We start from the raw sequence: 25,410 nt of genomic DNA, 5'->3' as shown, positions 1-25,410 counted from the left end.
TCGTCCGCCGGTGCGGACCCGGCACCACTACACAGGACGGGCCGGGGTGGTGCGCCGCATCCCCCGTGACGGCCGGTCGTGGGGGAGGTCTGGACGGGTGTCGACCAGGGACGGGGCGGTACCGCCCGGCCATGCCGTACCGAGCGTCCGGGCCGGGCGATGAGCCCCCGGAAGCGGCGACCGGCGGTGCGCCGGCGCACCCGCCGTCCCGCACGGCGGCAACGCGCGGACGACCGGCTGGTCGGCCTGCTCGCGGTCGGGTTCTTCGCCGTCGTCCTGGTGGCGGCCGTCGTCGACTGGCTGTTGGCGCACGCCTGGGTCCTCGTCCTGCTGGGCGCGGTCACGGTGCTCGCCCTCGTCGTCCGGCACCGGCGCGCGCGGGACCGGGCCCGGGGGGAGGCGGAGCGCAGCCGCTCCCTGCGCTACGCGCTGGAGCAGCTCGACGCCCTGCACCACACCCGCTTCGAGGACGCGGTCCGGGACCTGATGCAACGGGACGGCTGCCGGGACGCCCTCCGCGTCGGAGGCGGCGGCGACCTGGGCGCCGACGTGAAGGCCACCGACCCCTACGGCCGGCTCTGGGTGATCCAGTGCAAGCACCGGCGCGCGGGCGCCGCCGGGTCCGCGGTCGGCACCCCGGACCTCCAGGTGCTGAACGGCACCGCCCGGCCGGTCCACGGCGCCGATGTCGCGGTCATCGTCACCAACGGGCGGGTGACCGCACCCGCGGTGGCCTTCGCCGAGCAGCAGCGGCTCCACGTGGTCGACCGTCAGGCCCTCGGGGCGTGGGCCGCCGGGTCCCGTCCCCTGTGGGAGGTGCTGCGGGCGGTGCCGCCGCCGCGCCCGCCGGCCGCGCTGTCCTGACCGGTGGCCGACGACGGTCGGCCACCGGGGTGCGCCTCAGGACGGGTCGGCGAGCCGCCCCCGGGCGACCGCGCCGTCCCGGACGGCCCGGTACGGGGCGGTCCGGGTCCCGCTCACGGCGAGCCGGGGCAGTTGCCGGGCGGCCGGGTCGGCCGCGTCGACGTCCAGAGCCGGGCGGATTCCGCCGGGCAGGCCCGCCGTGCCCGGCCCCGGGCCCGGCCGCGCTCAGGAGGCCGCCTCCAGGTCCACCGGGCCCACCCCCGCGCGGCGGGCCAGGGCGACCGCGGCCAGGGTGCTGTGCACGCCCAGCTTGCCCAGCACGTTCTGCATATGGGTGCGCACGGTGTGCGGGGACAGGAAGAGGCGCTCGGCGACGGCCTTGCGTCCCAGGCCCGCGACCATGCAGCGCAGCACCTCCCGCTCCCGCGGGGTGAGGGACTCCACCAGCCGCTCGCTCTCGGTGCGGTGCTTGCGCGCCGCGGTCAACTCCCGCAGCACCCCGGTGAGGAGGGCCGGCGGGAGGTGCGTCTCGTCGCGCAGCACGCCCCGGATGACGTTCAACAGCCGTGACAGCGAACAGTCCTTGGCGACCCAGCCGCCGGCCCCCGCCTGGAGGGCCTGGGCCGCGCGCCGCGGATCGTCCTTCTCGGCGAGCACCACCGTGCGGACCCCCGGTTGCGCCTGGCGCACCGCCGCCACCAGCGAGATCCCGTCGGTCGGCGCCCCGCCGCCCTCCGCGGAGGCGTCGGCGACCGCCACCGGAGACCGTGCCCCGGGCAGGACGCCGACCGCCGAGGCGCCGAGGTCGGCGTCGACGAGCAGGACGTCGAACCTGCGCCCGTCGGCCACCGCCCGGTCCAGACAGCGCAGGGCCGCCGGACCGCTGCCCGCCGCCGCCACCTCCACGTCCGGCTCGGCGGCGAGCGCCGCTGCGAGCGACTCGGCGAAGATGCGATGGTCGTCGACGACCAGCACGCGGATACGAACCACAAAAACCCCCTTCGGGGGACGGCCTGCGCGGGTGCGGCGACCGATGTGGAATCCGGCCCCGGTTCTGGTCCGGGCACCGGCCGCCGCAGCCGCACGGCCGCCGCCGTGCCTTGGACTGCAATCCCACTCGGGCGTCCTACCCGACTGTTTCGCCCCCTGATACGCGCCGGCCCCCACCGACGCTGCCCCTCAGGGTAAGGCCGACTGGCAGAAGCGGAAGCCGATTTGCAGAACTGTTTGACCTCGCCGTTCAGGGCGGTCCTGATGTTTCGTATTGAGACAGAAGTCGACAAAGCACGGGGGGATTCACCGTCCTGCGGGCGGACGGCCGCCCGGACGGGGCCGCGGCGGGGCCGGCGTCAGGCCAGTCTGCGGGCGCCTTCGGAGGGGGTAGCGTCGAAGGTCGTGGGGGGCGCGAACCCGGCGCGGGCGAAGGCCGTGCGCACCGCCTCGGCCACCCGGGGCGCCTCGGCCGCGTCGGTGAGGACCACCGCCGAGCCGCCGAAACCGCCCCCGGTCATCCGGGCCCCGAGCGCACCCGCCGCGTTCGCGGTGCTCACCACGAGGTCCAGTTCCGGACAGGAGACCCGCAGGTCGTCGCGGAGCGAGCGGTGGCCGGCGGTGAGGACGGGGCCGACCGCGCGCAGCGCTTCGGGGGTGGACTCGGCGAGCAGGTCGGCGACCCGCCCGACCCGGTGGTCCTCCTCGACCACGTGCCGGACGTAGCGGCGCAGTCGCTCGTCGCCCAGGCGCGCGAGGGCATCGGGGAGCGCCTCGTGGGGGACGTCGCGCAGGTGCGGGACGCCCAACTCCCGGGCGCCCCGTTCGCACCCCGCGCGCCGTTCGGCGTACGCCCCGTCGCCGAGGGCGTGTTGGACCCCGGTGTCCACGACGAGCAGCCGCAGCCCGTGCGCCGCCGGGTCGAAGGGGATCGGTCGCACGCCCAGGTCACGGCAGTCCAGGTGGAGGACGTGGCCCGCGGCTCCGCAGGCCGAGGCCATCTGGTCCATGATCCCGCAGGGCACGCCCACGTAGGCGTTCTCGGCGCGCTGGGCGAGGCGGGCGAGCGCGGGCCGGTCGAGCCCCAGTCCGTACACCTCGTCCAGGGCCACGGCGGTGGCCACCTCCAGCGCGGCGGAGGAGGAGAGCCCGGCGCCGGTGGGGACGGTGGACTCCAGGTGCAGGTCGGCGCCGGCCAGCACGGCCGGGTGGCCGGCGTCGGCGAGCGCCCACAGCACTCCGGCGGGGTAGGCGGTCCAGCCGGCGCCGGCGCCCGGGGCGAGGTCGGCGGTCCGCAGGTCCACCACGGCGGCGGGGTCGGGGGCGTTCGCCGAGTGCAGCCGCAGCACGCCGTCGGTGCGCGGGGCCGCGGCGAGGACCACGGTGTGCGGCAGGGCGAGGGGCATCACGAAGCCCTCGTTGAAGTCCGTGTACTCGCCGATGAGGTTGACCCGTCCGGGCGCGGCCCACACCCCGGCGGGGGCCCTCCCGTACAGCCGCTCGAAGGCGTGCGTGAGGGTGTCGACGGCGGGGGCGGGGGTCATGGCGGGTCCTCGGGGGCGGTTCGGGGTCACGGGTGCACGGTACGGCGGGCGAAGGCCCAGGCGTCGGCGACGATGTCCGCGAGGTCCGTCCGGGCGGGGCGCCAGCCGAGGCGTTCGCGGGCGGTGGCGGCGGAGGCGACCAGCACCGCCGGGTCGCCCGGGCGGCGGGGGCCGGGCTCCTCGGGGACCGGGCGGCCGGTGACGGCACGGACCGTCTCGATGACCTCGCGGACCGAGAAGCCGGTGCCGTTGCCGAGGTTGCAGACCAGGTGCTCGCCGGGGGCGACGGCGTCCAGGGCCAGCAGATGGGCCTCGGCGAGGTCGGTGACGTGGAGGTAGTCCCGTACGCAGGTGCCGTCGGGGGTGGGGTAGTCGTCCCCGTGGACCCGGACGGCGTCCCCTTGGCCGGCCGCGACCCGCAGCACCAGCGGAATGAGGTGCGACTCGGGGTCGTGCCGCTCCCCGTGCAGGGTGCCGTCCGGTGCCCGGTGGGCGCCGGCGACGTTGAAGTAGCGCAGGGACACCGCGGCGAGCCCGTGGGCGGCGGCCTCGCCGGCGATCATGTGGTCGACGGCGAGTTTGGTGGCGCCGTAGGGGCTGGTGGGCGCGGTGGGGTCGGCCTCGGTGAGCGGGGTGCGCACGGGTTCGCCGTAGGTGGCGGCGGTGGAGGAGAACACCAGCCGGCGCACCCCCGCGTTCCGCATCGCGTCGAGGAGCGCCGCGCTGCCGCCGACGTTGTTGGCCCAGTACTTCTCGGGGCGGGCGACCGATTCGGCGACCTGCGAGGAGGCCGCGAAGTGCAGCACGCCGTCGTAGGAGGCGTCCAGCCAGCGGGCCGCGTCCTGGACGCGCCCCTCGATGAACTCGGCGCCGGCGGGCACGCCGGCGCGGAAACCGGTGGAGAGGTCGTCGAGGACGGTCACCCGGTGGCCGGCGGCCAGCAGCAGGGCGGTGACGGCCCCGCCGACGTAGCCGGCACCGCCGGTGACCAGGTAACGGCCGGGTGCGGGGGACGGGTCGGGGGTGGGCATCAGGCTGCCTCTCGCAGTCGGCGGGCCGCGTCCTCCGGGGGGACGTCGTTGATGAACACGTTCATGCCCGATTCCGAACCGGCGAGGAACTTCAGCTTGCCGGTGGTGCGGCGGATGGTGAAGAGCTCCAGGTGGAGGGCGAACTCCTCCCGTTCGGCGGGGGCCGTGAAGGGCGCCTGGTGCCAGCCCGCGACGTACGGGGTGGGGGGCGCGTCGGGGCCGAAGAGCCGGTCGAACCGGCGCAGCAGGTCCAGGTAGACGCGGGGGAACTCGGCGCGGGCCGCCGGGTCGAGGGCGAGCAGGTCCGGGACGCGTCGGCGGGGGTAGAGGTGCACCTCGTAGGGCCAGTGCGCGGCGTAGGGCACGAAGGCGACCCAGGCGTCCGTCTCCAGGACGACGCGGCTGCCGTCGGCGAGTTCCCCGGCGAGGACCTCGTCGAACAGGTTGCGTCCGGTGGTGGTGCGGTGGCGGGCGGTGGAGCGCAGCATCCGCGCGGTGCGGGGGGTGGTGAAGGGGTACGCGTAGATCTGGCCGTGCGGGTGGGCGAGGGTGACGCCGATCTCGGTGCCGCGGTTCTCGAAGCAGAACACCTGCTCCACCGCGTCCAGTCCGGCCAGTTCGGCGGTGCGGTCGGTCCAGGCGGTGAGGACCAGGGCGACCTGTTCCTCGGTGAGGTCGACGAAGGACGCCTCGTGGTCGGAGGTGAAGCAGACGACCTCGCAGCGGCCGGCGGCCCCGGCCAGGGAGGGGAAGCGGTTCTCGAAGACGACGACGTCGTAGGAGGCGTCGGGGATCTCGGTGGGGCGGCCGGCGGCGGAGGGGCAGAGCGGGCATTCGTCGGCGGGCGGCAGGTAGGTGCGGTCCTGCCGGTGCGAGGCGATGGCGACGTGGTCGTCGAGGAGCCGGTCGTGGCGGACTTCGGAGGTGGTGGCGACGGCTGCCAGCGGGCGGGGGTCGGCGGCCGTGCGGACCGTGTCGTCGCGGTTGTCGTAGTAGATGAGTTCCCGGCCGTCGGCCAGCCGGGTCGACGTCTTCTTCACCACGGCGCTCCTCGTCGGGGGCCCTTACCGACCACCGAGTGATCCAACAGAATTCAACACAACAAACCATGACCTCTGCGGCACGTCAAGGGACGAGGGGGGCCTGACCCATCAAAATCAAACAACAGTCAGAAATCGGACCACAGGAAGGAACAGGCGCCACCGCCTTCACCGGGCGCGGCGGGCCTCCCCCCGGGAACCGGCCACTCCGCTCCGGCGGACGCGGCCGGGGTGCTCGGGGAACCACCCGCCCCCCGGCTGACCAGGCGCCTTCGCCGGGCGGGCGCCCGTGCGCCCGCCAGCACGCCGGACCGGGCCGGCCCCGCCGGACGGCGCCGTCACGGCGGCGGGACCCGCTCCGGAGCCGCCCCCGCCGCCGCACCACCCCCGCACGGGTGCGCGAACGGGGGGGGCGACGTGCGAGGGCCCGCGCCCCGACGACGGAAGTCGTGGAGCGCGGGCCCGGAACGGCAGGAGCGCGGCGGCCGGTTCAGCCCCCGGAGGAGCCGGCCGGGAGGGTGGACGCGGAGGTCGGGCCGAAGGGGCCCACCCGGTCCAGCAGTCCGGTGCGCGCGGCGAGCGCCGCCGCCTCCAGTCGGGAGCCGACCCCGAGCTTCATCAGCACCCGCTGCACGTGGGTGCGCGCGGTGGAGGGCGCGATGCCCATCCCGGCGGCTATCAACCGGGTGTCCTCGCCGTCGGCGACCCGCACCAGGACCTCGACCTCCCGCGGGGTGAGCATCTGGAGCAGCCGCTGGCCCTCGTCGTCGGGCTGGGCCGCGGGGTTCAGCAGTTCGCTGAACGCGCCCTGGAGCAGCTGCGGCGCCACCGCCGACTCCCCCGCGCGGGCCTTCATGATGGCGCGCTCGACGCCTTCGATGCGCTCGTCGTGCCGCACGTAGCCGGAGGCCCCGGCGGCGAAGGCGGCGGCGATGCCGCGCGGCGACGGCACCGGGCCGAGCACCACCACCGCGACCTGCGGCCGGTCCCGCTTGATGCGCACCACCGGGTCGAAGGCGCCCGGCTCGGCCGGCGCCGCGGTACCCAGCAGGCACACCTCCGGCGCCCGCGAGACCACCAGTTCGGCGGCGCCCGCGGCGGGCGCCGCGGCTGCCAGGACCCGGTGCCCGCGCAGCTTCAACGCCGAGGCCAACGCCTCGGCGAGCAGCCTGTGATCATCGACCACCATGAGCCGCACACCCACAGTGTCACCCCCCACTTGTGCCGCCCGGTCCCCCACAGATCCGGACCCCCTGCCCTCGTCATCCGGAAGCTACACGCTTGTTCGGCGAACCGCTGGCGTTACGGATGAGAAGCCGACGGTAATACCTTCGAAGGCGTCTCGACACCTGACCGAACGCCCTCGCACGCGTTTTCGCACCGCGAACCCCTCCGAACGGCGGGACGGGGCCCGACCCGCGGGGTGGAACACCCCAAATACCCGGTACGCCCGCGTAAGCGCCGCCCCTTCCGTGCGCGGTCCGCACTTCCGTGCGCCCCCAATACGCGCCTGAGCCCCCGTTCCTCGCACAGGTGTCGGGGAACGGGGGCTCGGACGGCGGCGGTCGACGGACCGCGGGCCTCAGCGGGTGCCGAAGGCCACGGCCAGATACGCCTCCTCGTCCGTGCTGTAGGGCTTCCTGGCGTACAGCGCCGACATGTAGAAGCGCCCGTCGCCGAAGAGGTACTCCGCGTACTCCGGCAGGAAGGACCGCTCCGGCTCCCGCGAGGACTCCGTCGCCGGGTTCTCCATCAGCAGGGTCTCCTCCAGGGAGGTCCCGTCCAGGCTGACCACCCGACCGCCCTTGTCGTACGGGCCCCTCTTGTAGGCCAGGACGTTGTCGCCGTCCATCCGGATGGGGCTCATCACGTAACCGTCACCGGCGTCGGCCCGGGCGCCGAGCAGCTTGCCGGTCTTCAGGTCGAAGGCGACGACCTCGTTGGTGTCCGTGAACTCCTTGGACCCGTCGTGCTCCTCGGTGGGCAGGTAGAGCCGGTCGTTCCCCACGGCCAGCAGCTTGCACTGCTCCACCCGGGTCGCGTCGCAGCGGGCGGCGTACTTGTCGCCCTCGGCGGTGAACTTGGAGCGCAGCTTGCCGGTCTCCTCGTCGATGGCGAAGAAGTCGGAGATCGAGCTGCCGTCGCCGGCCGAGTCACCGATGTCCGCGGCCACCACCAGCGGCTTGGTGGAGACGACGCTCGCGTAGTCCACACCGGTCGCCATCTTGTACGTGGACAGCGGCTTGCCGGTCCTCGGGTCCAGCTTCTGGATCTCCAGCCGACGGCTGTCGAAGCTGCCGCAACGGCGCACCGCGACCAGGTTCTCCCCGCCCGCGTACCCGGCGTCGTAGCACGGCTCGCCCAGCTTGGGCGCCCACAACTGGGCGCCGTCCGCGGCGGTCCACGCGGCGCCGCCCGCCGAACCGCCCGCCGCGACCGTGCCGGCGCCGATGGTGACCTCGTCGAAGGAGACCGTCCGGTCGCCGGACTTGGCGGTCTTCGTCCACAGCAGCTTGCCGGTGTCCAGGTCGAGCACCGACACCTGGGTGCAGCCGTGGTGCGGCTTCGCCTTGGTGGGCATCGCCGGCTGGGCGATCAGCGCGGTCCGGTTGTCGGCCGTGACGTGCCGGCTGGCCGCGCAGACCGGGCCGGTCAGCTTCACCGTCCACCGCTCGTCACCGCCGGCCGGGTCGTAGCCGACGACCTCGCCGACCCCCGACTTGGCGTACACCTTGTCGGTGAGCCAGGAACCGGCGACCACCAGGGTGCTGTCGCCCTTGACCACCGGCGAGGGCACCTGGAACAGCGGCTTGGACTTCGGGTTGGCGGGCGCCTTCTCCTTGGCCTCGCCACCGGCGGGGACCGGTTCGCCGCCCTTGGCGTCCCCGCCGCCCTTCTCTCCGCCGCCGGCCGGCTTCTCGCCCCCGTCGCCCTTGCCGGCGGAGTTCTTCTTGTCGTCGTCGCCGGACGTCGCGTACAGGACGCCGCCGCCGACGATCAACGCGATCACCAGGACGGCCGCCCCGATGATCAGCGTCACCGGATTGCGCAGCCCCGACCGGCGCGGAGGCGGCACCGGAGCCGGCGCCAGCACCGTGGGCGCGCCGTACGGAGCGCCGTAGGGCTGCTGCTGGAGGGGCTGGCCCGGTTGACCGGGCTGGCCGAACCCCGACGGTCCCGGGCCGCCCGGGTAGCCGTAGCCGCTCTCCGGCTGGCCCGGCGCGGTCGGGTACCCGTAGCCCGCCGGGGGCGGCGGGGGGCCCGGCGGGCCGGGCTGCCCGGGCACCGCCGGTGCGGGCGCCGTGGGGTAGCCGTACCCGGGGTGCGGGGTCCCGTAGCCGCCCTGCTGCGGGGGCTGGGGCTGCGGGGCGCCGAAACCACCGGCGGACGGCGGCTCCGAAGGCGCGCCGAAGCCGCTCGGCGGCTGCCCGTACGCGGCCGGCGGGGCGCCGAAGCCGTCCTGCTGCGGCAGCGGGGGCTGCGGGGCGCCGAAGCCCCCGGCGGACGGGTCCTGCGGCGCACCGAAACCACCGGCGGACGGTACGTCCTGCGGCGGCCGGGGCTTGCCGAAGCCCACGGGTGCGCCGTCCGGCTCCGGGGGCTGCGGGGCCCCCGACTCGGCCCCGGGCTGCTCTCCGGGGGGGTCGGTCGGCTGGGGCGGGTGGCTCATGACGTCATCTACCTCGGGGATCGACTGCTGTGTCGTGTCGTACGCGACTGGCTCGAAAAACGTGACTGGCTCGGGCTGGTACGGAGGGTGCGGGGTGAGTCGACGGGACACGGGTTGACGCCCCGTGCCCACCCGATCGGGTGGGCACGCCGTGCGACGTGGCGCCGTGTGACCGGTCGACTCACCCGAACGGGTGGGGCGGTCACGGTCCGAAGGCCATCATCAACTTCTGCTCCGCACCGTTCTTCGTACTGCTCAACATCGTGGTCGAGAGGTACAAGCGGCCGCCCTCGTACGCCACGGCCTTCTGGAAGAAGCTCCGCTCCAAGGCCGCGGCACCGTCCGGGTTCTTCAGGAGCACCCGGGGAGCGCCCCCGGTGACCTCGATCGCGGTGACCGCCCCCGCGCGGTCGTGGCTGGGCCGCTCGTACGAGAGGACCCGGCCGTCCTCGATCCGCAGCGGTTGCAGGGAGCGCCCGTAGGTGGCCCCGGTGCGCCACTTCTCCTTGCCGGTGTCGAGGCTGACGGCGAGGAGTTCGTTGGCACTGCTCTTCGCCTTGGTCGCCAGGTACAGCGTGTCGGCGTCGGCGACCACACCCGTGCAGCCCTGGAGTTCACGGGTGAGGCCGGCCCAGCCGCAGTCCAGCTCCGGCTGCTCCTTCAGCGAGAGCTGCGAACGCACCGCGGCCGAACCGTCCTGGAGGGCGGTGACGTTCCACTGCTTCTTCTCCTCGTTGGTCAGGTACAGCACCACCGGGTCCACGGAGAGCGCCCGGGTGACCCGCCACCCCTTGGGGAACTTCTTGCTCCACAGCACCCTGCCGGTCTTCGGGTCCAACTGGCGCACCTCGTCGCGCTGGTTGTCGCCGCCGGCACCGCACCCGGCGACCATCAGCAGCCGGGCTCCGCCGGTGAAGCCGTTCGGGAAGCAGTCCGTGCCGTGCTTGCCGACCTCGAAGCGGCGCTTGCCGGTGTCGACGTCGTACCCGACGCCGGACATCGAGCGCCCGACGACCAGGGTGTCGCCCACCAGGTGCAGGGCGATGCTCACGGAACTGTCGAACAGGCCGCCCTCGGAGACCTTCTGGGTCCAGCCCTTCGCCCCGGTCCCGAGGTCGATCTGCTGGAGCTGGTTGCACTTGGCGCGGTCGCTGACCCCGCTCATGTGGGCGACGACCACCTTGCCGTCCCCGGTGGGCCGCGGGACCACCGCGCACACCTTCTGCGGCAGCTCCACCGTCCACCGGGGCTCGCCGCCGGCCGCGTCGTACCCGACGACCTGCTTGTACGCCGCCTTGACGACGAGGTCATCGGTGGCCCACAGGCCCGGGGCCTCGGCGCCGGAGCCGGGCACCTTGGGGGCCGACCGGTACCACAGCACCCGGGACTCGCCGTCCTCGCGGCCCTCGTTGAGTTCGTCGACGTCCACGCCCTCGCCCGCCGCGCCGGAGCCGCCGGCGCCCTTGCCGTCGCCCTGGTCGACGGAGGCCGAAGCGCTCGGCGCGGGGGCGGTGCTCCCCCCGGCGACCGGGGTGGGCTCCTTCGGCGCGGGGTCGTCCCCCTCGTCACCCGCGCCGAGCGCGAGGACCGTCCCGCCGACCACGACCACCAGCGCGGCGACCGCCGCGAGGACGATCCCGGTCCGGCCCCGGAACGGGCCCCGCCCGCCCGGGCCCGGCGCCTTCGGCGGGTGGGGCGGCTGGCCGTGTCCGCCCGCCCCGTAGTGCTGGTACCCGTACGGCCCCGGTTGTCCGTACCCCGGGGTCGGCACCGTGGGGGGTCCGGGCTGCGCCCCGTAGGGACCCGACGGCGCGTACGGTCCCGGCGGCGGCACGGGCTGGCCGTAGGGGCCGGCGGTCGGCGGCGGGCCGTACCCCGCGGGCTGGCCGTACGGGCCCGGAGCCTGGTACGGGCCGGGCGCGGCCCCGGTGGCCCCGGGAGGGGCGGGGGGCGGTGGTGTCGAAGGAGGTCCGAACGGGGCCGGCGGCATGTCCGGCACCACGGTCGGCTGGCCGGATTCGTTCGGTATGCCGGAGCCTTCGGCCGGCGTGCGTTCCTCGGGCGACTGACTCATCAGCGCTCCCCCTTCACTGATTCGCTGCGCGCCCCGCGATACGGGAACATGCGTACGCGTGCGGCTTTCAGTGGCCCTTTCTATCACCACGCCCCCGGCCACACCGGGCCCGGACGGCTGCTGTGCCCAAGGGCGGACTGCCTTGTGATCCGGCTGTTACGGCCCTTCACGCCCTCTTCGCAGCACCTGCATCCGGCCGACCGGAACGCCCGGGGAGACGGGAGCCGCCCGCCGCCCCGGTGGCGTGATCCCGCCTACTCCGTCACTCGGCGTCGTCCGCCAGTTCCAGCCAGCGGGCTTCGAGGTCCTCGCGTTCGGCGACCAGCGCGCGGAGTTCGGCGTCGAGCACGGCGACCTTCTCGAAGTCGGTGGCGTGCTCGGCGATCCGCTCGTGCAGCCCGGTCTCCTTGCGGGAGATCCGGTCGATCTGCCGCTCGATCCGCTGGAGTTCCTTCTGGGCCGCCCGGACCTGCGCCGCGGACCGCGCCGGAGCGCCGCCCGCGGGGTCGGCGACCGGCGCCGACGCCCCGGTCCGGGTGGGCTGCGCGGCCTTGGCGGCCTCGCCCATCCGGGCGCGGCGCTCCAGGTACTCGTCGATGCCGCGCGGCAGCATCCGCATCGTCGCGTCGCCGAGCAGCGCGAACACCCGGTCGGTGGTGCGCTCCACGAAGAACCGGTCGTGCGAGATCACGACCATCGAGCCGGGCCAGCCGTCGAGGAGGTCTTCGAGCTGGGTGAGGGTCTCGATGTCGAGGTCGTTGGTGGGCTCGTCCAGGAAGAGCACGTTGGGCTCGTCCATCAGCAGCCGCAGCACCTGGAGGCGGCGGCGCTCACCGCCGGAGAGGTCGCCGACCGGCGTCCACTGCTTCTCCTTGCCGAAGCCGAAGGTCTCGCAGAGCTGTCCGGCGGTCATCTCCCGGCCCTTGCCGAGGTCGACCCGTTCGCGCACCTGCTGCACGGCCTCCAGCACCCGCAGCTGCGGGTCGAGTTCGGAGACCTCCTGCGACAGGTACGCCAGGCGCACCGTCTTGCCCACCGCGATCCGGCCGGCGGCCGGCTGGGCCTCGCCCCCGGTGCGGGCGGCCTCGGCGAGGGCCCGCAGCAGCGAGGTCTTCCCGGCGCCGTTGACGCCGACCAGACCGATCCGGTCGCCCGGGCCGAGTTGCCAGGTGAGGTGCCGGAGCAGGGTCTTGGGCCCGGCCTGGACGGTCACGTCCTCCAGGTCGAACACGGTCTTGCCGAGGCGGGCGCTGGCGAACTTCATCAGCTCGGAGGTGTCCCGGGGCGGCGGCACGTCCTTGATCAGCTCGTTGGCGGCCTCCACCCGGAAGCGGGGCTTGGAGGTGCGGGCGGGGGCGCCCCGGCGCAGCCAGGCGAGTTCCTTGCGGACCAGGTTCTGCCGCTTGACCTCCTCGGTGGCGGCGATGCGCTCCCGCTCGGCGCGGGCGAAGACGTAGTCGGAGTAGCCGCCCTCGTACTCGTGCACCTTGCCCCGCTGGACGTCCCACATGCGGGTGCACACCTGGTCGAGGAACCAGCGGTCGTGGGTGACGCAGACCAGGGCCGAGCGGCGGGCCCGCAGATGGGCGGCGAGCCAGGCGATGCCCTCCACGTCGAGGTGGTTGGTGGGCTCGTCGAGGACGAGCAGGTCCGGCTCGTCGATGAGGAGCTTGGCGAGCGCGACCCGACGGCGCTCGCCACCGGAGAGCGGGCCGATCACGGTGTCCAGGCCCTGCGGGAAGCCGGGCAGGTCCAGCCCGCCGAAGAGTCCGGTGAGCACGTCGCGGATCTTGGCGTTGCCGGCCCACTGGTGGTCGGCGAGGTCGCCGATCACCTCGTGCCGCACGGTGGCGGACGGGTCCAGCGCGTCGTGCTGGGTGAGGACGCCGAGCCGCAGTCCGCCGCTGTGGGTGACCCGGCCGGTGTCCGCCTCCTCCAGCTTGGCGAGCATCCGGATGAGGGTGGTCTTGCCGTCCCCGTTGCGTCCCACCACGCCGATCCGGTCGCCCTCGCTCACGCCGAGCGACACCCCGTCGAGCAGGGCACGGGTGCCGTACACCTTGCCGACGGACTCGACATTGACGAGGTTGACTGCCATTTCGCTCCTGCCACGGGATGGACCGGCCCGGTCACCGGGGTGAACCGGCCTTCCAGCCTAGTCGGCCGTCCGGGGTGGCCCCGCCGGGTGACCGGGCCGCCCGGCGGGCGGGGCGACCTCGGGTCCGCGCGCCGGGCCGTCCCCCGCCCCGCCGGAGGGACCCGACGGCTGTCCGGGCGCCGACCGTCGGACCGGCTCCGGCCCGGTATGGCCGAATCGTGCAGGGAGCGGGCCGAAACGTTGCCGGGTACGGGCGGTGTGCCGTGCACGAAGGGAGATGGATGCTCTTGCCATCGAGTGTGGGGCGAGGGAAGGAAGGTGACGGACGATGCTGTTCTCCGTTCCGGACCGCGTGTGGTGGCTGACCGCGGCCGTGGTGACCGTGCTGTTCGCGATCACGGTCTTGGCGCTGCCACCCGGCCCTAAGAGGGCGCCGGAGGCGCTCCGCGCCAAACTCGAACAGGTCAGGAGGAGGAACAGACGGGCCTTCTTGCTGTCGCTCCCCCCGTTGTGCGCCGCAGTCGCCCTGGGGGCCCTGTTCGGTGCGGAACCGACACCCGTGGTCCTGTTCCTCTACAGCGTGGCGGTCGGATCGCTGCCGGTCGCCCTGCTCCCCGTCCGGCATCGGTTGCACCGTTCCTACTTCGCCCAGCTGGAGAACCCCGGGCATCCGATCGACCTGGACACCCTCTCGACGGTCTGGATCTGCGGCGTCATCTCCGTTTCCCTCATGGCGGCGTCCCTGCTGGTGGCGTGGGAGACCTACGAGCCCGGGGGTTCCTGAGGCGCTGGCCGGGGGCCTCCCCGCGGTCCCCGGCCCGGCGACGGCCGTCGCCGGTCCTTGCCGGGCCCCTTCCCGCAGCTAGATCCAGGTGTCCAGCCACATCCGGGCGCGCCAGGAGTCGATGGGGATCATCTGGCCGGTGTAGAGGGGCCAGAAGTAGATGAAGTTCGTGTCCTCGACAGTGAGAGGGCTTCGACCAGCAGGTTTCCTGCCGATCGGGGCCGTGTCAGGCGTCCGGGGCCGTCTGTGGGCCGTGATCCTGGGGAGCGGCGGCCCGGAAGAGGGCGTCCACCGCCTTCCGGGTGCGCCCCTCGCTGCTCGGCATCAGGTGCGTGTACGTCCGCAGGGTGAACCCCGGGTCAGCGTGGCCGAGGTACGCACTCAGTGCCCGGATGCTCTCCCCCGCGTCCAGGAGGACGGACGCGTAGAAGTGCCTGAGCGCGTGCATGCCGTGCTCACGGGCCGCCGCGTAACGGGCGCCCTGTTCCGGGAGCGGGATGACCCCAGCGGCGGCCAGGGAGGGCTTCCAGTGGTAGTCGTTGAAGTTGCTCACGCGGACGTGCCTGCCCTCGACACCGCTGAACAGGAGCCGCTTCGTGACCGCCGGGCCGTCCGGGGTACGCCAGGGGAGGGTCACCTCGACCGCCGGGAACGCCTTCACGTGGTCCCGGAGCTCCGCCGTCACGGCTCCGGGGAGCGGAACATCCCGCACCTTGCCGCCCTTGGGCAGCGCGAACACGTACTTGCCCCGAATGCGCTTGAGCTGGTGCCCGACCCGAAGCCAACCCCCCTCGTAGTCGAGTTCTTCGACGGACAGTCCGAAGACCTCGCCCTGTCGCAGTCCGCAACCCGCAGCGACGTCCACGGAGGCACGGAAACGGTGGTCGAGAGCCGCCCTCACGCGGAAGACCTGGTCCGCTGACCACGGGGTGACGTGTGGCTTGGCCGGCTTCGGAAGCTGCACGGTCCGAGCCTGGCAGGGGTTCTTGCTCAGCAGCCCATCGTCCACGGCCGCGCTGAGTGCCGCGGACACGGTCCCGACGATGATCCTGCGGTGGGATTCCGCAGGGACGGTTCCGTCCAACTTGGCGATCCACTCACGGATGTGTTCGGGTTTGAACGATCCGAGGGGCCGCGTTCCGATGTGGGGATAAGCGTGCAGTCGAAGCCGCCTTTCCGCGGCCTCCCTGCTGTTGATCTCCCCCGTGTGCGTCTTCACCCAACGCTCCGCGTACTGCCTGAACGTGGTCCGCGACGTGCGGGGGTCGGTGTACTGGCCGTTGTCCATGTCGGCCTCGATGCGGGTGAGCCACTTCTCGGCGAGGCGCTTCTGTCCGTCGCGGAAGCTCTTGGACTTCTCGGTTCCGTCGGGGCCCATGTATCGGGCGCGGTAGCGGAGTCCGGTGCCGTGTCGGTCGGTCTTGACGCGGGTCTCCTTGCCGTTGGTGTCTTCCTCGGTCTTGAACCAGCGGTCTTGGACGTGGCCTGCCATGGGGCGTGTTCTGCCTTTCGTGGTGGGGTGGTTTGGGTGTCAGGGAGGTGTGACTGTCAGGAGGCGTCAGGGTGTGCAGGGAGGCGTTGAGGGGGTGGGTTGGGGTGGGGTCTGGAGGGGTTTCGGTGGCGGGCTGGAGCCCGCCTCCCTGCCTCCCTGAGTGGTTGTTTACGCAGGTCAGGTAGAGGGAGGTGGGGCAGGGAGGGGGTGAGGGAGTTCTCCCTGCCTCCCTGGCCCTGCGGTGCGTGCCTCCCTGCCGTTCGCGGTGTGCGGCGGTGGTCGGGTGGCTAGCGGCGGGGAAGGGGGGTTGTGGTGGGTGGTTCGGGGTTGTGGGCGGGTTTCGGAGGCGGGGGTGCTAGGCGCTAGGCCGCAGGTCGGGGCCCTGGTGTGCCGCTAGTGGGGGTGCTAGGTCTAGCGGGCGGGGGTGCTAGGTCTAGCGGCGCCGCAGGCGGGTTCCTCGGGGTCGACGCCGGGCCCCCTCTACCCCCGTTACCTGGCAGGTCAGGGCCCTCTACCTGCCCCCTCTACCGGGGTAGAGGGGGTGCTCTACCCCGGGGTGCTCCGGGAGGGGTTGTTGGGTGGTCCTGGTGGCCGGGCTCCGCTGCCCGGGGGTAGGGCCGGGGGGCTTTACCCCGGGTGCGGCGTGGAACCCGCGTTGCGGGCCGGTGGCGGGGGCCCGCACCGGGGCCAGCCCGCGGGACTCCTGGGTCAGGCGGTGGGGTCGAGGGTGGTCTGTTCGGTCTCCCACTCCTTGACCGCGGCGGGGTTGAAGCGGAGGTAGCGGCCGACGCGGAAGCCGGGCGGGCCGATCCGCTTGCGGCGCCAGGCGTAGACGGTCTCGACGCTCGGGAGGCTGAACATGGTCACGAGGTCTTCGGGAGTGAGGTAGCGGTCGGGGAGGCCACCGCGCAGGGTGGCGACGGGGTTGGTCGGTACTTCGGCGCCCATGGGTGTGGTGACTCCTCGTGTCCGGTGAGGGGTTCTTGTGGGTGGTGCCGGTCGCCGTCCTGGAGAGTTGGTGTATTCCAGCGTCCGCAGCGTCCCAGCGTCCGAACGAACGCTTTGCCGCAGGCCAGTTGGGGTGGGTGGTGTGGACGCTGGAGCGGACGCTGCGGATGCTGGACGGTGGGAGCGTCCGCAGCGTTCACCGGCCCGGGCCACTGGCAGGCGGCGGCCCGGGGCGCGGGTTGCGGTGGTGTCAGTGCTGGTGGGGCACGGTTTCGCCCTGCCCGATGGGGGCCACCTGCGGCCACAGGGGGCGTTGGTCGGGTGCGGACGCTGGGGGCTGGTCGTCTGGGGTGTGGGTGAGGATCAGCAGCTTGTGCCGGTGCCGGTCCCGACTACGTTGCGTGTCGTCCACGGTGATCCCGATGGACCGCAGCAACGGGGCGAGCCGTTTGACGCGCCCACCGGCCCGGGTGGCGTCCTTGGGCCAGGTCGGCGGCCGGACCAGCGGCGCGGGCAGGGCTTCGAGCAACTGGGCGGCGGTGCCCTGCCATGTGCCCGCCCGGTCCACCAGCGCGGCCAGGGCCATGGCGAACGGGTCGCCTTCCAACGCGTCGGTGGCGACGTTCGCCGAGGTGGCCTCGTAGTCCCGCAGGGTGTTCCAGCCCTGTGTCTGGTCCACGGCCGCGAGCACCCGAGCGAAGTCGGCCATCCGCGGCATCGACTCCAACCGCACCCCCGGGAGCACCGCGAGCACACACGCCAGCACATCGAACAGGGCCGCGAGCACGGCGGGCCGCACCGCCTCGAACTCGGTGTTCAACTCCTCCTCGGAACGGCGGCGGGTGGATTCGATGAGTTGGAGGTCGAGCATCAGGACCCGCTCGGCAAGGTCGCCGGCGAGAGCTCCGGCGTCGATGGTGGTCATGGCCAGGACCCGTTTGAAGGTGAGGACGACCACGTCGTCATCGGTGTACAGGGCCCGGTCGACCACACCGTCACCGGTCACCGCCTTGCACAGGGTGTCCGACAACCACGGCGGGATCGTGGAGACGTTGTCCAGGCACAGCGCCCACGAACTGAACGCCTGCCGGGACCACGCCTTCTCGTCCCGAGGTTGGGAACGCCGCGCGGCCGGCGACGGGTCAACCAGATTCACCGCCATCTCGGCCGCCTTGGACTTGCCTGTGCCCTGCTCGCCCTTGCACACCAGGGCCGGGTGCGGCATCTCCGGAATCCACGCCGCGACTAGCCACGCCACGAGCTGGTGGAACGTGGGCTCGTCCATGTTCAGCAACCCGTGCAGTTGGGCCAGGCCATCGCCGTCGAGGACGGGTTCGGGCATGGGCGCCATCGCGCCGGAGCGGCGGAACAGCACCGGGGCCCGGTCGACCACGCTCCACCCGACCCCGGACACCACGACCGCCCGACCGTCCGCGGTACCGAGATCGACCACGATCGCCCCGTCCGGGGCACGCCCCACCCGCAGGTTCACCACCACCGGATCGGTGTCCTCGGCGATCCCCTCCAGCACGGTCATCGCGTCAGCCAGAGCGGACTGAGAGGCCACCTCCCCCGGGTAGGCGTCCGCGAACTGACGCGCCAGGCGCTGACGCACACCCGCCTTCCCCCGCAGCGGCAGGGCGATGTTCGGACCATCCAGGGCGACGGCGTAGGGGCGGGAGTCCGTGGACATGACGAACCGGTACTGCTCCCGGGCCATGGCCACGATCCGCGCGGCGGCCGGCGGCGGCTTCCCCTCACCCCCACCCGCAGCCGACTGCCGCGTGTTCACGGACCGCCCGGGCGTGTTCACCGTCTCGTTCTCCTTGTTCACGCGCACACCGCCGCTCCGGTCGACCCCACGTCCGCACCGACCGATCGGCGCGGACAGTGGTGGTCGCACTGCCCGGTCGGGCACAGGCCCGACCGGGTGTGACGCGGGGTGTGACGCGCCTCGTCACGCAGGTCAGGGGTAGATCGATGCTGCTGTTCAAGGGCCGATTCGGGCCGATCGGAGATGCGCCGTGGGGGGTAGCGGTCGTAGGTCGGGGTCGGCGGGTTGGCCACCTGATGGGCATGGGCGAGTCGGGCCAGCAGACGCCACACCCCCAGCGTGAACACCGGCCCCGGCACCCGCGTCCGACCGGTGAACACCACCGACTCCCCGTGAACGGTCGACCCGTTCAGCGGGGGCACCGCGGGCTCGCCGTGGACGGTCGACGCCTCCCCCGTGAACACGTCCCCCTGGTCGGTGAGCACACCGGGCTCGGCGGTGAACACCGGTCCGGCATCGTGAACGGTCGACACGCCGGCCGTGAACACGCACGGCTCACCGTGAACGGGGTACCGAGCGGCCAGCAGGAGAGCGATCGACAGGGGGAAGCGATTGGCCTTGGCCTGGTTGCAGTCCCCACACGCCAGGGCAAGGGCGGTGGCCGTCCAGGTGTGCCACACCGACCGGGGAACGATGTGGTCCAACGTCGCCTCGTCCAGCGACCGGAACGCGACGCGGCAGTACGCGCAACGGCGCCGGTACACGTACGCCGCCCGCCGCTTACGATTCCGCCGCACCTCGATGTTCGGCTTGTTCGCCACCTTCACCACCTGGCCCGCAGGGTGCGTGCCCAGGTGCCGTCCTGCCCGGCCGGCGGGGTCGCCCCGACCGAGTACGTGCCGCCGTCGACCCGCACCACCAACGGCGACGGCTGACGCCCGTCCGCGCGCAGCAGGTCGAAGCAGAACCGGCGGCGGTGGGCGTCCGGCAGGGCGTGGCGGTACAGCCAGTCGGGGGCCGGATGCGGCGGAGGCGTGACGGGGGACGTCACGCAGGTCGGGTGGGGGTGGGTGAACTCGGCGGTCATGGCCTTGCCGAGGTGGATCAGGGTTTGGGTGGGAACCTGGGAGGCACCGTGCCGGATGCCGCGGACGACCCGGAGCGGGGCGCGGCGGGCGGTGGGCGGGTCGGTCCGGTGGTGTCGGTAGGCGTCCGACAGGTAGAGGGCGACGGCCGCCTCCCCCACCGTCATCGGTCGGGAACGGGCCCCCTCGTACCAGAATGACAGGGCCAGCCGGTAGGCGTAGAGGTGGCAGGCGTCCGCCTCCTGGAACTCCCCGGGCTCGAACTCCGCGAACACACCCACCACGTCCGCCAACCCAGCCGGGCCCAGCTCCGCCACCGACGCGCCCAGGACCGCGTACAGGTCGTCCGTGCTCGGCACCCGGTCGGCGAACGCGTCATCGGCGGACGCCTCGAACAACGCCGCCGCCACCTCCAACCGCGACCACGAACCGCCCCCCACCACAACCGCGGGGAACTCCTCCCCGGCCCGGCGCCGCTCCCGCCGCGCCAAGGGCACGGCGGGAGCAGCCGGGGCCGGCACGTGGGCGTACAGGGCGGTGACGTTGGTCCGATTCACGAGGGGAGACCCCCCGCCATGGTCAGGTAGCTGGTCAGAAGCTCCAGCCGCGCCTCCAACTCGCCGACCCGGTCCCGCAGGCTCTTCGTCGACGTGCCCGTGCCACCAGGGCGGGTCTGGTCGAAGCCCAACTCCTCGGGGGTCGCGCGGTACACCGCCGACAACAGCACCCGGTACGTCTCCCCGGGCCGGGTCACCCCGTGCTCCCACCGGGAGACCTGCACCTTCAACGAGGGCTCCGACGCGATCTGCCAACCCCACTCCCGCGCCAGCAACGTCAACGCCCGCACGACCTTCTCCTGCGACCAACCACGCGCCACCCGGGCCCGGCCCAGCGGCGTGTCCGCCGACTGCAACCCCAACGGCTGCTGCGGCCGACCCACCTCACCGACCACCGACACCGCACCGGCCCCCTGGCCGGCCACCGTCACCGCGCTCACGCCGACACCCCGAACACCCGCGTCACCGCGACCGCGACCGCACGCACGAACCGGCCGTACTCGTCGTCACGACCGCTGGCCAACACCGCCATCGCCTTCTCGGCCTGCCGCTCCATCGCCCACAGGTCCGTGCTCAGCACCTCGAACTGGAGGCACTCCAACACCGCCGCGTCCTCGCCCAACTCCTCGACCGTCAGCGACCCGTGGTGCACCAGCAACCCCAGCAACTCCGCGAACGACAACCGCGCGTTCACCTGCACCGCCACCCGCACCGGCTCACCCACACCCGGCGAACCGAACACATCCAACCCCGCCACCGGCGCCACCAACGGCAACCCCACATGCTCAACCGGAACCGTTCCAGGCATCATGAAAGAACCCCTTCAAGGGTCAGGGGAGCGGCTGACTGCTTGGCGGTAGGGAGCCGCTCCCTGCTTTTCCTGGCTTGACCAGGACTTTTCGCGGTTCAGCGCACGCCAGATAGACCGTCTCCGATCGAGCTGTCCGACCGGCGGGCACATCCCTAAGGTTCCCTAGGGCACCCTAGGGTGTCAAGGGGTACAGTAGGCATGCCGACAACATCCTCACGGGAGACAAGGGAGCCAGCGAGATGCCGGACCAGGCCGACAATCGAGCGCCGTACGCGCAGATCGCCGCCCACTACACAAAGCTGATCACCTCAGGGGATCTACAGCCGGGCTCACTGCTGCCGAGCATCAAGACCCTTGCGCAGGAGTGGAAGGTGAGCACCGCGACCGCCGAGAAGGCGCTGCGGAAGCTTCGCACCGAGGGGCTCGTCAGGGGGATTCACGGCATCGGGACTGAGGTCCTGGACCGCCCCTCCCCCATGTCCTCCGGCTCTCAGCGGCAGGACCGGGGTCGCCACAGCGGTTCGAGCTGGGGCGCTGGCGAACGGTCCGACTCCCACCAGGCCGCCGTGGTACCGGCGCCCACCCAGGTGGCGCAGGCGCTGGACATCCCGCCTGGCTCGGAAGTGATCAGGCGCAGTCGCGTGTACCGCGACCGGCACGGGATCGTCGCGCACTCCACGTCGTGGTTCCCGGCCCGGTACGGGCAGATGATCCCGGAGTTGGCGGAGGGCAAGCGACTGTCCGGCGGAACGTCGCTGGAACTCATCGCACGAGCCACGGGCCGACCGATCACCCACCGGATCGACACCGCGTCGGCGCGCCTCCTGACTCCCGAGGACGCACGACTCCTGGAGCTGGACCCCGTGAAGCCGGCGACCGGGGCGGTCGTCGTGATGACGGCGAAGTTCGTGGACAGCGAGAGCAACGTTGTGGAGTACGGCGTCGACCTCGGCGGCCCCGGTCGAACGTGGCGCACCGAATCAGAGGTCACCCAGTGACGGCCGCCAACGGCACCGCCAGACCATCCTGCGTGCTCATGGCGGGACTGCCCGGCTCAGGTAAGACGACGCTGTCCCGCTCGCTCACAGCCCGCGGCTTCGTCCGGCTCTGCCCCGACGAGGAGATGTTCCGTCGCCACGGCGTCTACGGCGTCGACTTCCCCCGGGGGGTCTTCCCGACCCTCGAACGCCCAGTGCTCGAAGTGACCGCCGTCGAGCTTCGCGAGCAGCTCCAAGCCGGGCGCGACGTGGTGGTTGACCACGGGTTCTGGACACCAGCCGACCGCGCTTACTGGCGATCGGTCGCGGACGACGCCGGCGCGGTCACGGTCCTCGTCTACTTGGAGGTGAGCCACGAAGAGCTCTGGGACCGCGTGAGCAAGCGCAACGCCCGGCACGAAGCCGACCCGAACTCGATCTACTTCGCGGAAAGCGACCTGCTTCGCTACCGGACCCGGTTCGTCCCGCCTGAGCCGGACGAACCCCACATCCTGTACAACGGCGACCCACATTCGGTGTTGAAGGCGATAGACGAAGCCTCCCAGCAAGGCAAGGCATAGAGGGGGCGGCGAAGCCGCGCGTCCTTTGGCAGCTCGCTTCCGCTCGCGCTGGCGGCGGAACCGTGCCACTCATCCGCCGTTGGCCGCATCGGCGACAGGCTCATTGAAGAGACCACCTACCCGCCATGGACGGTGGTCTCTTCCTTCTCCCCGAGAGCTAGCGTCCGCCCCCGCCCCCGCTAATAGCCGCCTTGACCTGGGAAAAGACGCTCTTAGTAACGGTGGGTATCCGGACGCTGCGGACGCTGGCGGACGCTAGGCATTTCGCTCAGCGTCCGCAACGAAAGCGCAGGTCGGAGGGGGCGCACGAGCTGTACCGGACGCTGCGGACGCTGTTTTCCTTAACTCTCTAGGAAACGGGATCCCTTCCAATACTCGGCCGGGGAGGCGGGGACACCCCCTGGCGGGGGCGCTGTGGAGGGGGTTTCGGGGGCCCGTCTGGGGTGCCTCCCCGCCTCCCCGAAATAGCGTTTTCGCTGATCAACATGGGGGAGGCGGGGCAGGGAGGCGGTTGGGGAGTTCTCCCCGCCTCCCCGGTGCTGGAGGGTGCGCCTCCCCGCTACTCAACGGGGGAAGCGGAACCTTCGGTGTCGCGGTTGGCGAGGGCCCGGGCGACTTGGTCGCGGTGGACAACCATGCGTCCGTGGGACTTCTTGGGCTCCTCGCCCTCGGCCTCCAGCACGCGGAGGAGTTGGACCACGGCTTTTCAGAGGGGGCTCTCCCGCCCCTCTGAAAAGCTGTCTGGCCGTGGCAGTGCACGACAAGCAAGAGGAGCACCGCCCCGCCCCGCGTGCTCCTCTTGCGGGAAGAACCTGTCACTGGCCTGTCACCCGCACCTGTTTCGACCTGTCACCTGTCACCTGTCTGTCACCTGTAACTCGCAGGTCACAGGGGGTTTCCGGGTGATGGGCCAGTGATACCCCACCGCCTGTACCAGGTGACAGGGGGCGGGAAAACTTCGAACCCCGCGCAGACGCCCGTCCCCTCGTCCTGACCCGGCCGACGCGACGGCCCAGACTGAGCCGGGCCCCCCGTGGACGCTCGGTGGGGTGCTTGAAGGCCCGCCGAAGGTCCCCTGCTAGCCGCTAACCCGGTGGTCAACAACGGGTCCGGCCGCTAGCGCTAGCGGGCCGCCGGGCCGTCTACGGGCCGTCCGAGGGCGACCGGCAAGGACCGACAACGACCGACGACGACCGTCGTGGGACGGCCGTCGCCGGTCCTTGCCGGGCCCCTTCCCGCAGCTAGATCCAGGTGTCCAGCCACATCCGGGCGCGCCAGGAGGCGATGGGCATCATCTGGCCGGTGTAGAGGGGCCAGAAGTAGATGAAGTTCCAGGCGATGAGCAGCACCAGCACGCCCGCGCCCGCCGCGCCGGCGGTGCGGCGCAGTTCGCTGGAGCCCTTGGGACCGAGCAGGGCGCCGACCAGCATCGCCACCGCGAGGCACAGGAACGGCACGAAGACGACCGCGTAGAAGTAGAAGATGGTCCGCTCCTGGTACAGGAACCAGGGCAGGTAACCGGCGGCGACCCCGCACAGGATCGCGCCCGCCCGCCAGTCGCGGCGCAGCAGCCACCGCCAGAGCAGGTAGAGCAGGGCGACGCAGGCGGTCCACCACAGCAGGGGGGTGCCGAGGGCGAGGACCTCGCGGACGCACTTGTCGGCGGTGTCGACGGGGCAGCCCTCGGGGGAGCCGGCGGGGACCGGGCGGTAGAAGTAGGAGACGGGCCGGCCGACGACGATCCAGCTCCACGGGTTGGACTCGTACTGGTGCGGGGTGACGAGGCCCTTGTGGAAGTCGAGGACCACCGACTCGTAGTGCCACAGGCTGCGCAGCCAGTCGGGCAGCCAGGTCCAGTTGCCGCCCTTGCCGGCGGTGGTGGCCCAGTCGCGGAAGTAGCCGCCCTTGCCGTCGGCCGGGGAGAGCAGCCAGCCGGCCCAGGTGCTCAGGTAGGCGGCGAGGGCGGTCGGCACGGTGGCGAGGAAGGCCGGGCACAGGTCCCGCTTCAGCACCGTCAGCCGGGCCCGTTCGGCGCCGGCGACGCGGCGGGAGCCGACGTCCCACAGCACGGACATCACGGCGAACGCGGCGAGGAAGTAGAGGCCGTTCCACTTGGTCGCGGCGGCGAGGCCGAGGCAGGCGCCGGCCGCGATCCGCCACGGCCGCCAGCCGAGCCGCAGGGCGTCGGCGATCCGGGCGTCGGGGCGGGGCAGCCCGTCCTCGCCGAGCGGCAGCGCGGCGGCCAGCCGGGCGCGGCTGCGGTCCCGGTCGACCAGCAGGCAGCCGAAGGCGGCGACGACGAAGAACATGACGATGAGGTCGAGCAGCGCGGTGCGGCTCATCACGAAGTGCAGGCCGTCGAGGGCCAGCAGGGCGCCCGCGAGGCAGCCCAGGAAGGTGGAGCGCAGCAGCCGGCGCCCGATGCGGCACACCAGGAACACCGAGAGGGTGCCGAGCACGGCGGTCATGAACCGCCAGCCGTACGGTTCGAAGCCGAAGAGCCATTCGCCGAAGCCGATGACGTACTTGCCGAGCGGCGGGTGGACGACGTACGCGGCCTGCTCGGGCAGGGCGATGCCGGCGCCCTGTTCGAGGACCTGCTCGTTGACTTCCTTGGGCCACTCCAGTTCGTACCCGCGGTGGACGATCGCCCAGGCGTCCTTGGCGTAGTACGTCTCGTCGAATATCACGTCCCGCGGGGAGCCGAGGTTCCAGAACCGCAGGACGCCCGCGAGGACGGTCACCAGCAGCGGACCCAGCCACCCGGACCAGCGCAGCAGCGGGGGCACCAGCCGTTCGGGCACCCGCAGCGCGGCCCACAGGCGCGGGCCGGGCTCGTTGTACGGGGGCACCAGTTGGCCGCGCAGGTCGGCCCGGGGGCGCGGGGTGTGACCGAAACGGCGCAGGCGGTGTCGCCAGGCGGGGGGTCGCGGCGCGGCGGGCTGGTCCTGTCGGGTGTCCGTCGAGGACGCGGTACTCGTCACCGCGCCATCGTAGGGAACCCGGCTGTGCGGCGGCGTCCCCGCGGGCCGCGCGTTGCCGCGGTGGGGGGCGGGCGGGGCGTGAGGCGGCGGGCGGGCGTGCTGGGAG

The 25,410-nt window shown here is 72.7% G+C and carries 20 protein-coding genes; 4 read left to right on the top strand and 16 right to left on the bottom strand.

Annotated features, from left to right (window positions below; translation table 11 throughout):
- Positions 1–159: 159 nt before the first annotated feature.
- On the top strand, positions 160–864 hold the full coding sequence (locus ACSMX9_RS18085; RefSeq protein ID WP_445395162.1) for a restriction endonuclease: 705 nt from the start codon (positions 160–162) through the stop codon (positions 862–864).
- 225 nt (positions 865–1,089) lie between these two features.
- On the opposite strand, the gene ACSMX9_RS18080 is transcribed toward ACSMX9_RS18085, so the two are convergent.
- From ACSMX9_RS18080 to ACSMX9_RS18045, 8 genes are all read right to left on the bottom strand, one after another.
- On the bottom strand, positions 1,090–1,854 hold the full coding sequence (locus tag ACSMX9_RS18080) for a LuxR C-terminal-related transcriptional regulator (protein WP_445395160.1): 765 nt from the start codon (positions 1,852–1,854) through the stop codon (positions 1,090–1,092).
- A gap of 359 nt (positions 1,855–2,213) precedes the next feature.
- Positions 2,214–3,398: a galactokinase gene (galK, locus tag ACSMX9_RS18075; protein ID WP_445395158.1), complete on the bottom strand. Its 1,185-nt coding sequence runs from the start codon at positions 3,396–3,398 to the stop codon at positions 2,214–2,216.
- A gap of 26 nt (positions 3,399–3,424) precedes the next feature.
- Positions 3,425–4,429 carry a UDP-glucose 4-epimerase GalE gene (gene galE, locus ACSMX9_RS18070; RefSeq protein WP_445395156.1) on the bottom strand — a complete coding sequence of 335 codons (1,005 nt, stop codon included), beginning with the start codon at positions 4,427–4,429 and terminating at the stop codon, positions 3,425–3,427.
- Positions 4,429–5,469: a galactose-1-phosphate uridylyltransferase gene (gene galT, locus ACSMX9_RS18065; RefSeq protein ID WP_445395155.1), complete on the bottom strand. Its 1,041-nt coding sequence runs from the start codon at positions 5,467–5,469 to the stop codon at positions 4,429–4,431. Before galT ends, galE begins: the two co-directional genes overlap by 1 nt.
- Before the next feature lie 490 nt (positions 5,470–5,959).
- Positions 5,960–6,673 (bottom strand): helix-turn-helix transcriptional regulator, encoded by a 714-nt coding sequence (locus ACSMX9_RS18060; protein ID WP_366114058.1) that lies wholly within the window; start codon positions 6,671–6,673, stop codon positions 5,960–5,962.
- A 378-nt stretch (positions 6,674–7,051) separates the two neighbouring features.
- Positions 7,052–9,139 (bottom strand): outer membrane protein assembly factor BamB family protein, encoded by a 2,088-nt coding sequence (locus tag ACSMX9_RS18055; RefSeq protein ID WP_445395153.1) that lies wholly within the window; start codon positions 9,137–9,139, stop codon positions 7,052–7,054.
- Positions 9,140–9,341: 202 nt separating this feature from the next.
- Complete coding sequence (locus tag ACSMX9_RS18050; protein WP_445395151.1) at positions 9,342–11,213, bottom strand: outer membrane protein assembly factor BamB family protein; 1,872 nt, start codon at positions 11,211–11,213, stop codon at positions 9,342–9,344.
- 262 nt (positions 11,214–11,475) lie between these two features.
- On the bottom strand, positions 11,476–13,311 hold the full coding sequence (locus ACSMX9_RS18045; RefSeq protein WP_445395149.1) for an ABC-F family ATP-binding cassette domain-containing protein: 1,836 nt from the start codon (positions 13,309–13,311) through the stop codon (positions 11,476–11,478).
- A 328-nt stretch (positions 13,312–13,639) separates the two neighbouring features.
- On the opposite strand from ACSMX9_RS18045, the gene ACSMX9_RS18040 reads away from it, so the two are divergent.
- Positions 13,640–14,095, top strand: a complete 456-nt coding sequence (locus ACSMX9_RS18040) for a hypothetical protein (protein WP_445395147.1) — start codon at positions 13,640–13,642, stop codon at positions 14,093–14,095.
- 226 nt (positions 14,096–14,321) lie between these two features.
- Here ACSMX9_RS18040 and ACSMX9_RS18035 read toward each other — a convergent pair whose 3' ends face one another.
- The 7 genes from ACSMX9_RS18035 to ACSMX9_RS18005 all read right to left on the bottom strand — a co-directional run bounded on the left by ACSMX9_RS18035 (position 14,322) and on the right by ACSMX9_RS18005 (position 20,762).
- Positions 14,322–15,587, bottom strand: coding sequence for a tyrosine-type recombinase/integrase (locus ACSMX9_RS18035; RefSeq protein ID WP_445395145.1), 1,266 nt, complete (start codon positions 15,585–15,587; stop codon positions 14,322–14,324).
- A gap of 708 nt (positions 15,588–16,295) precedes the next feature.
- A complete protein-coding gene (locus ACSMX9_RS18030) occupies positions 16,296–16,535 on the bottom strand; it encodes a helix-turn-helix domain-containing protein (RefSeq protein WP_445395143.1) in 240 nt (79 codons plus the stop codon).
- Between the two features lie 250 nt (positions 16,536–16,785).
- A complete protein-coding gene (locus ACSMX9_RS18025; protein WP_445395141.1) occupies positions 16,786–18,369 on the bottom strand; it encodes an ATP-binding protein in 1,584 nt (527 codons plus the stop codon).
- Positions 18,366–19,130, bottom strand: coding sequence for an HNH endonuclease (locus tag ACSMX9_RS18020; RefSeq protein WP_445395139.1), 765 nt, complete (start codon positions 19,128–19,130; stop codon positions 18,366–18,368). Before ACSMX9_RS18020 ends, ACSMX9_RS18025 begins: the two co-directional genes overlap by 4 nt.
- A gap of 2 nt (positions 19,131–19,132) precedes the next feature.
- A complete protein-coding gene (locus ACSMX9_RS18015; RefSeq protein WP_445395137.1) occupies positions 19,133–19,951 on the bottom strand; it encodes a hypothetical protein in 819 nt (272 codons plus the stop codon).
- Entirely contained in the window at positions 19,948–20,391 is a 444-nt protein-coding gene (locus ACSMX9_RS18010) for an XRE family transcriptional regulator (RefSeq protein WP_445395135.1), read from the bottom strand. The genes ACSMX9_RS18015 and ACSMX9_RS18010 overlap by 4 nt, the downstream gene beginning before the upstream one ends.
- Entirely contained in the window at positions 20,388–20,762 is a 375-nt protein-coding gene (locus ACSMX9_RS18005) for a hypothetical protein (protein WP_445395133.1), read from the bottom strand. Before ACSMX9_RS18005 ends, ACSMX9_RS18010 begins: the two co-directional genes overlap by 4 nt.
- Positions 20,763–21,001: 239 nt before the next feature.
- On the opposite strand from ACSMX9_RS18005, the gene ACSMX9_RS18000 reads away from it, so the two are divergent.
- Together ACSMX9_RS18000 and ACSMX9_RS17995 are read left to right on the top strand one after the other, a co-directional pair.
- Positions 21,002–21,760, top strand: a complete 759-nt coding sequence (locus ACSMX9_RS18000; protein WP_445395131.1) for a GntR family transcriptional regulator — start codon at positions 21,002–21,004, stop codon at positions 21,758–21,760.
- Positions 21,761–21,798: 38 nt separating this feature from the next.
- Positions 21,799–22,320, top strand: coding sequence for an AAA family ATPase (locus tag ACSMX9_RS17995; protein ID WP_445395129.1), 522 nt, complete (start codon positions 21,799–21,801; stop codon positions 22,318–22,320).
- A gap of 1,241 nt (positions 22,321–23,561) precedes the next feature.
- Here ACSMX9_RS17995 and ACSMX9_RS17990 read toward each other — a convergent pair.
- Complete coding sequence (locus ACSMX9_RS17990) at positions 23,562–25,304, bottom strand: dolichyl-phosphate-mannose--protein mannosyltransferase (protein WP_445395127.1); 1,743 nt, start codon at positions 25,302–25,304, stop codon at positions 23,562–23,564.
- Positions 25,305–25,410: the final 106 nt, after the last annotated feature.

It is taken from the genome of Streptomyces sp. LE64, from assembly GCF_052606915.1.
This window is presented reverse-complemented; position numbering and strand designations above follow the sequence as displayed.

Bases quoted from the DNA above. Each gene is read 5' to 3' on its own strand.
- galK (WP_445395158.1), bottom strand. From the start codon at position 3,398: ATGACCCCCGCCCCCGCCGTCGACACCCTCACGCACGCCTTCGAGCGG.
- ACSMX9_RS18055 (WP_445395153.1), bottom strand. From the start codon at position 9,139: ATGAGCCACCCGCCCCAGCCGACCGACCCCCCCGGAGAGCAGCCCGGG.
- ACSMX9_RS18035 (WP_445395145.1), bottom strand. From the start codon at position 15,587: ATGGCAGGCCACGTCCAAGACCGCTGGTTCAAGACCGAGGAAGACACC.
- ACSMX9_RS18000 (WP_445395131.1), top strand. From the start codon at position 21,002: ATGCCGGACCAGGCCGACAATCGAGCGCCGTACGCGCAGATCGCCGCC.
- ACSMX9_RS18085 (WP_445395162.1), top strand. From the start codon at position 160: ATGAGCCCCCGGAAGCGGCGACCGGCGGTGCGCCGGCGCACCCGCCGT.
- ACSMX9_RS18045 (WP_445395149.1), bottom strand. From the start codon at position 13,311: ATGGCAGTCAACCTCGTCAATGTCGAGTCCGTCGGCAAGGTGTACGGC.
- ACSMX9_RS18030 (WP_445395143.1), bottom strand. From the start codon at position 16,535: ATGGGCGCCGAAGTACCGACCAACCCCGTCGCCACCCTGCGCGGTGGC.
- ACSMX9_RS17995 (WP_445395129.1), top strand. From the start codon at position 21,799: ATGGCGGGACTGCCCGGCTCAGGTAAGACGACGCTGTCCCGCTCGCTC.
- ACSMX9_RS18040 (WP_445395147.1), top strand. From the start codon at position 13,640: ATGCTGTTCTCCGTTCCGGACCGCGTGTGGTGGCTGACCGCGGCCGTG.
- galE (WP_445395156.1), bottom strand. From the start codon at position 4,429: ATGCCCACCCCCGACCCGTCCCCCGCACCCGGCCGTTACCTGGTCACC.
- ACSMX9_RS18005 (WP_445395133.1), bottom strand. From the start codon at position 20,762: ATGATGCCTGGAACGGTTCCGGTTGAGCATGTGGGGTTGCCGTTGGTG.
- ACSMX9_RS18050 (WP_445395151.1), bottom strand. From the start codon at position 11,213: ATGAGTCAGTCGCCCGAGGAACGCACGCCGGCCGAAGGCTCCGGCATA.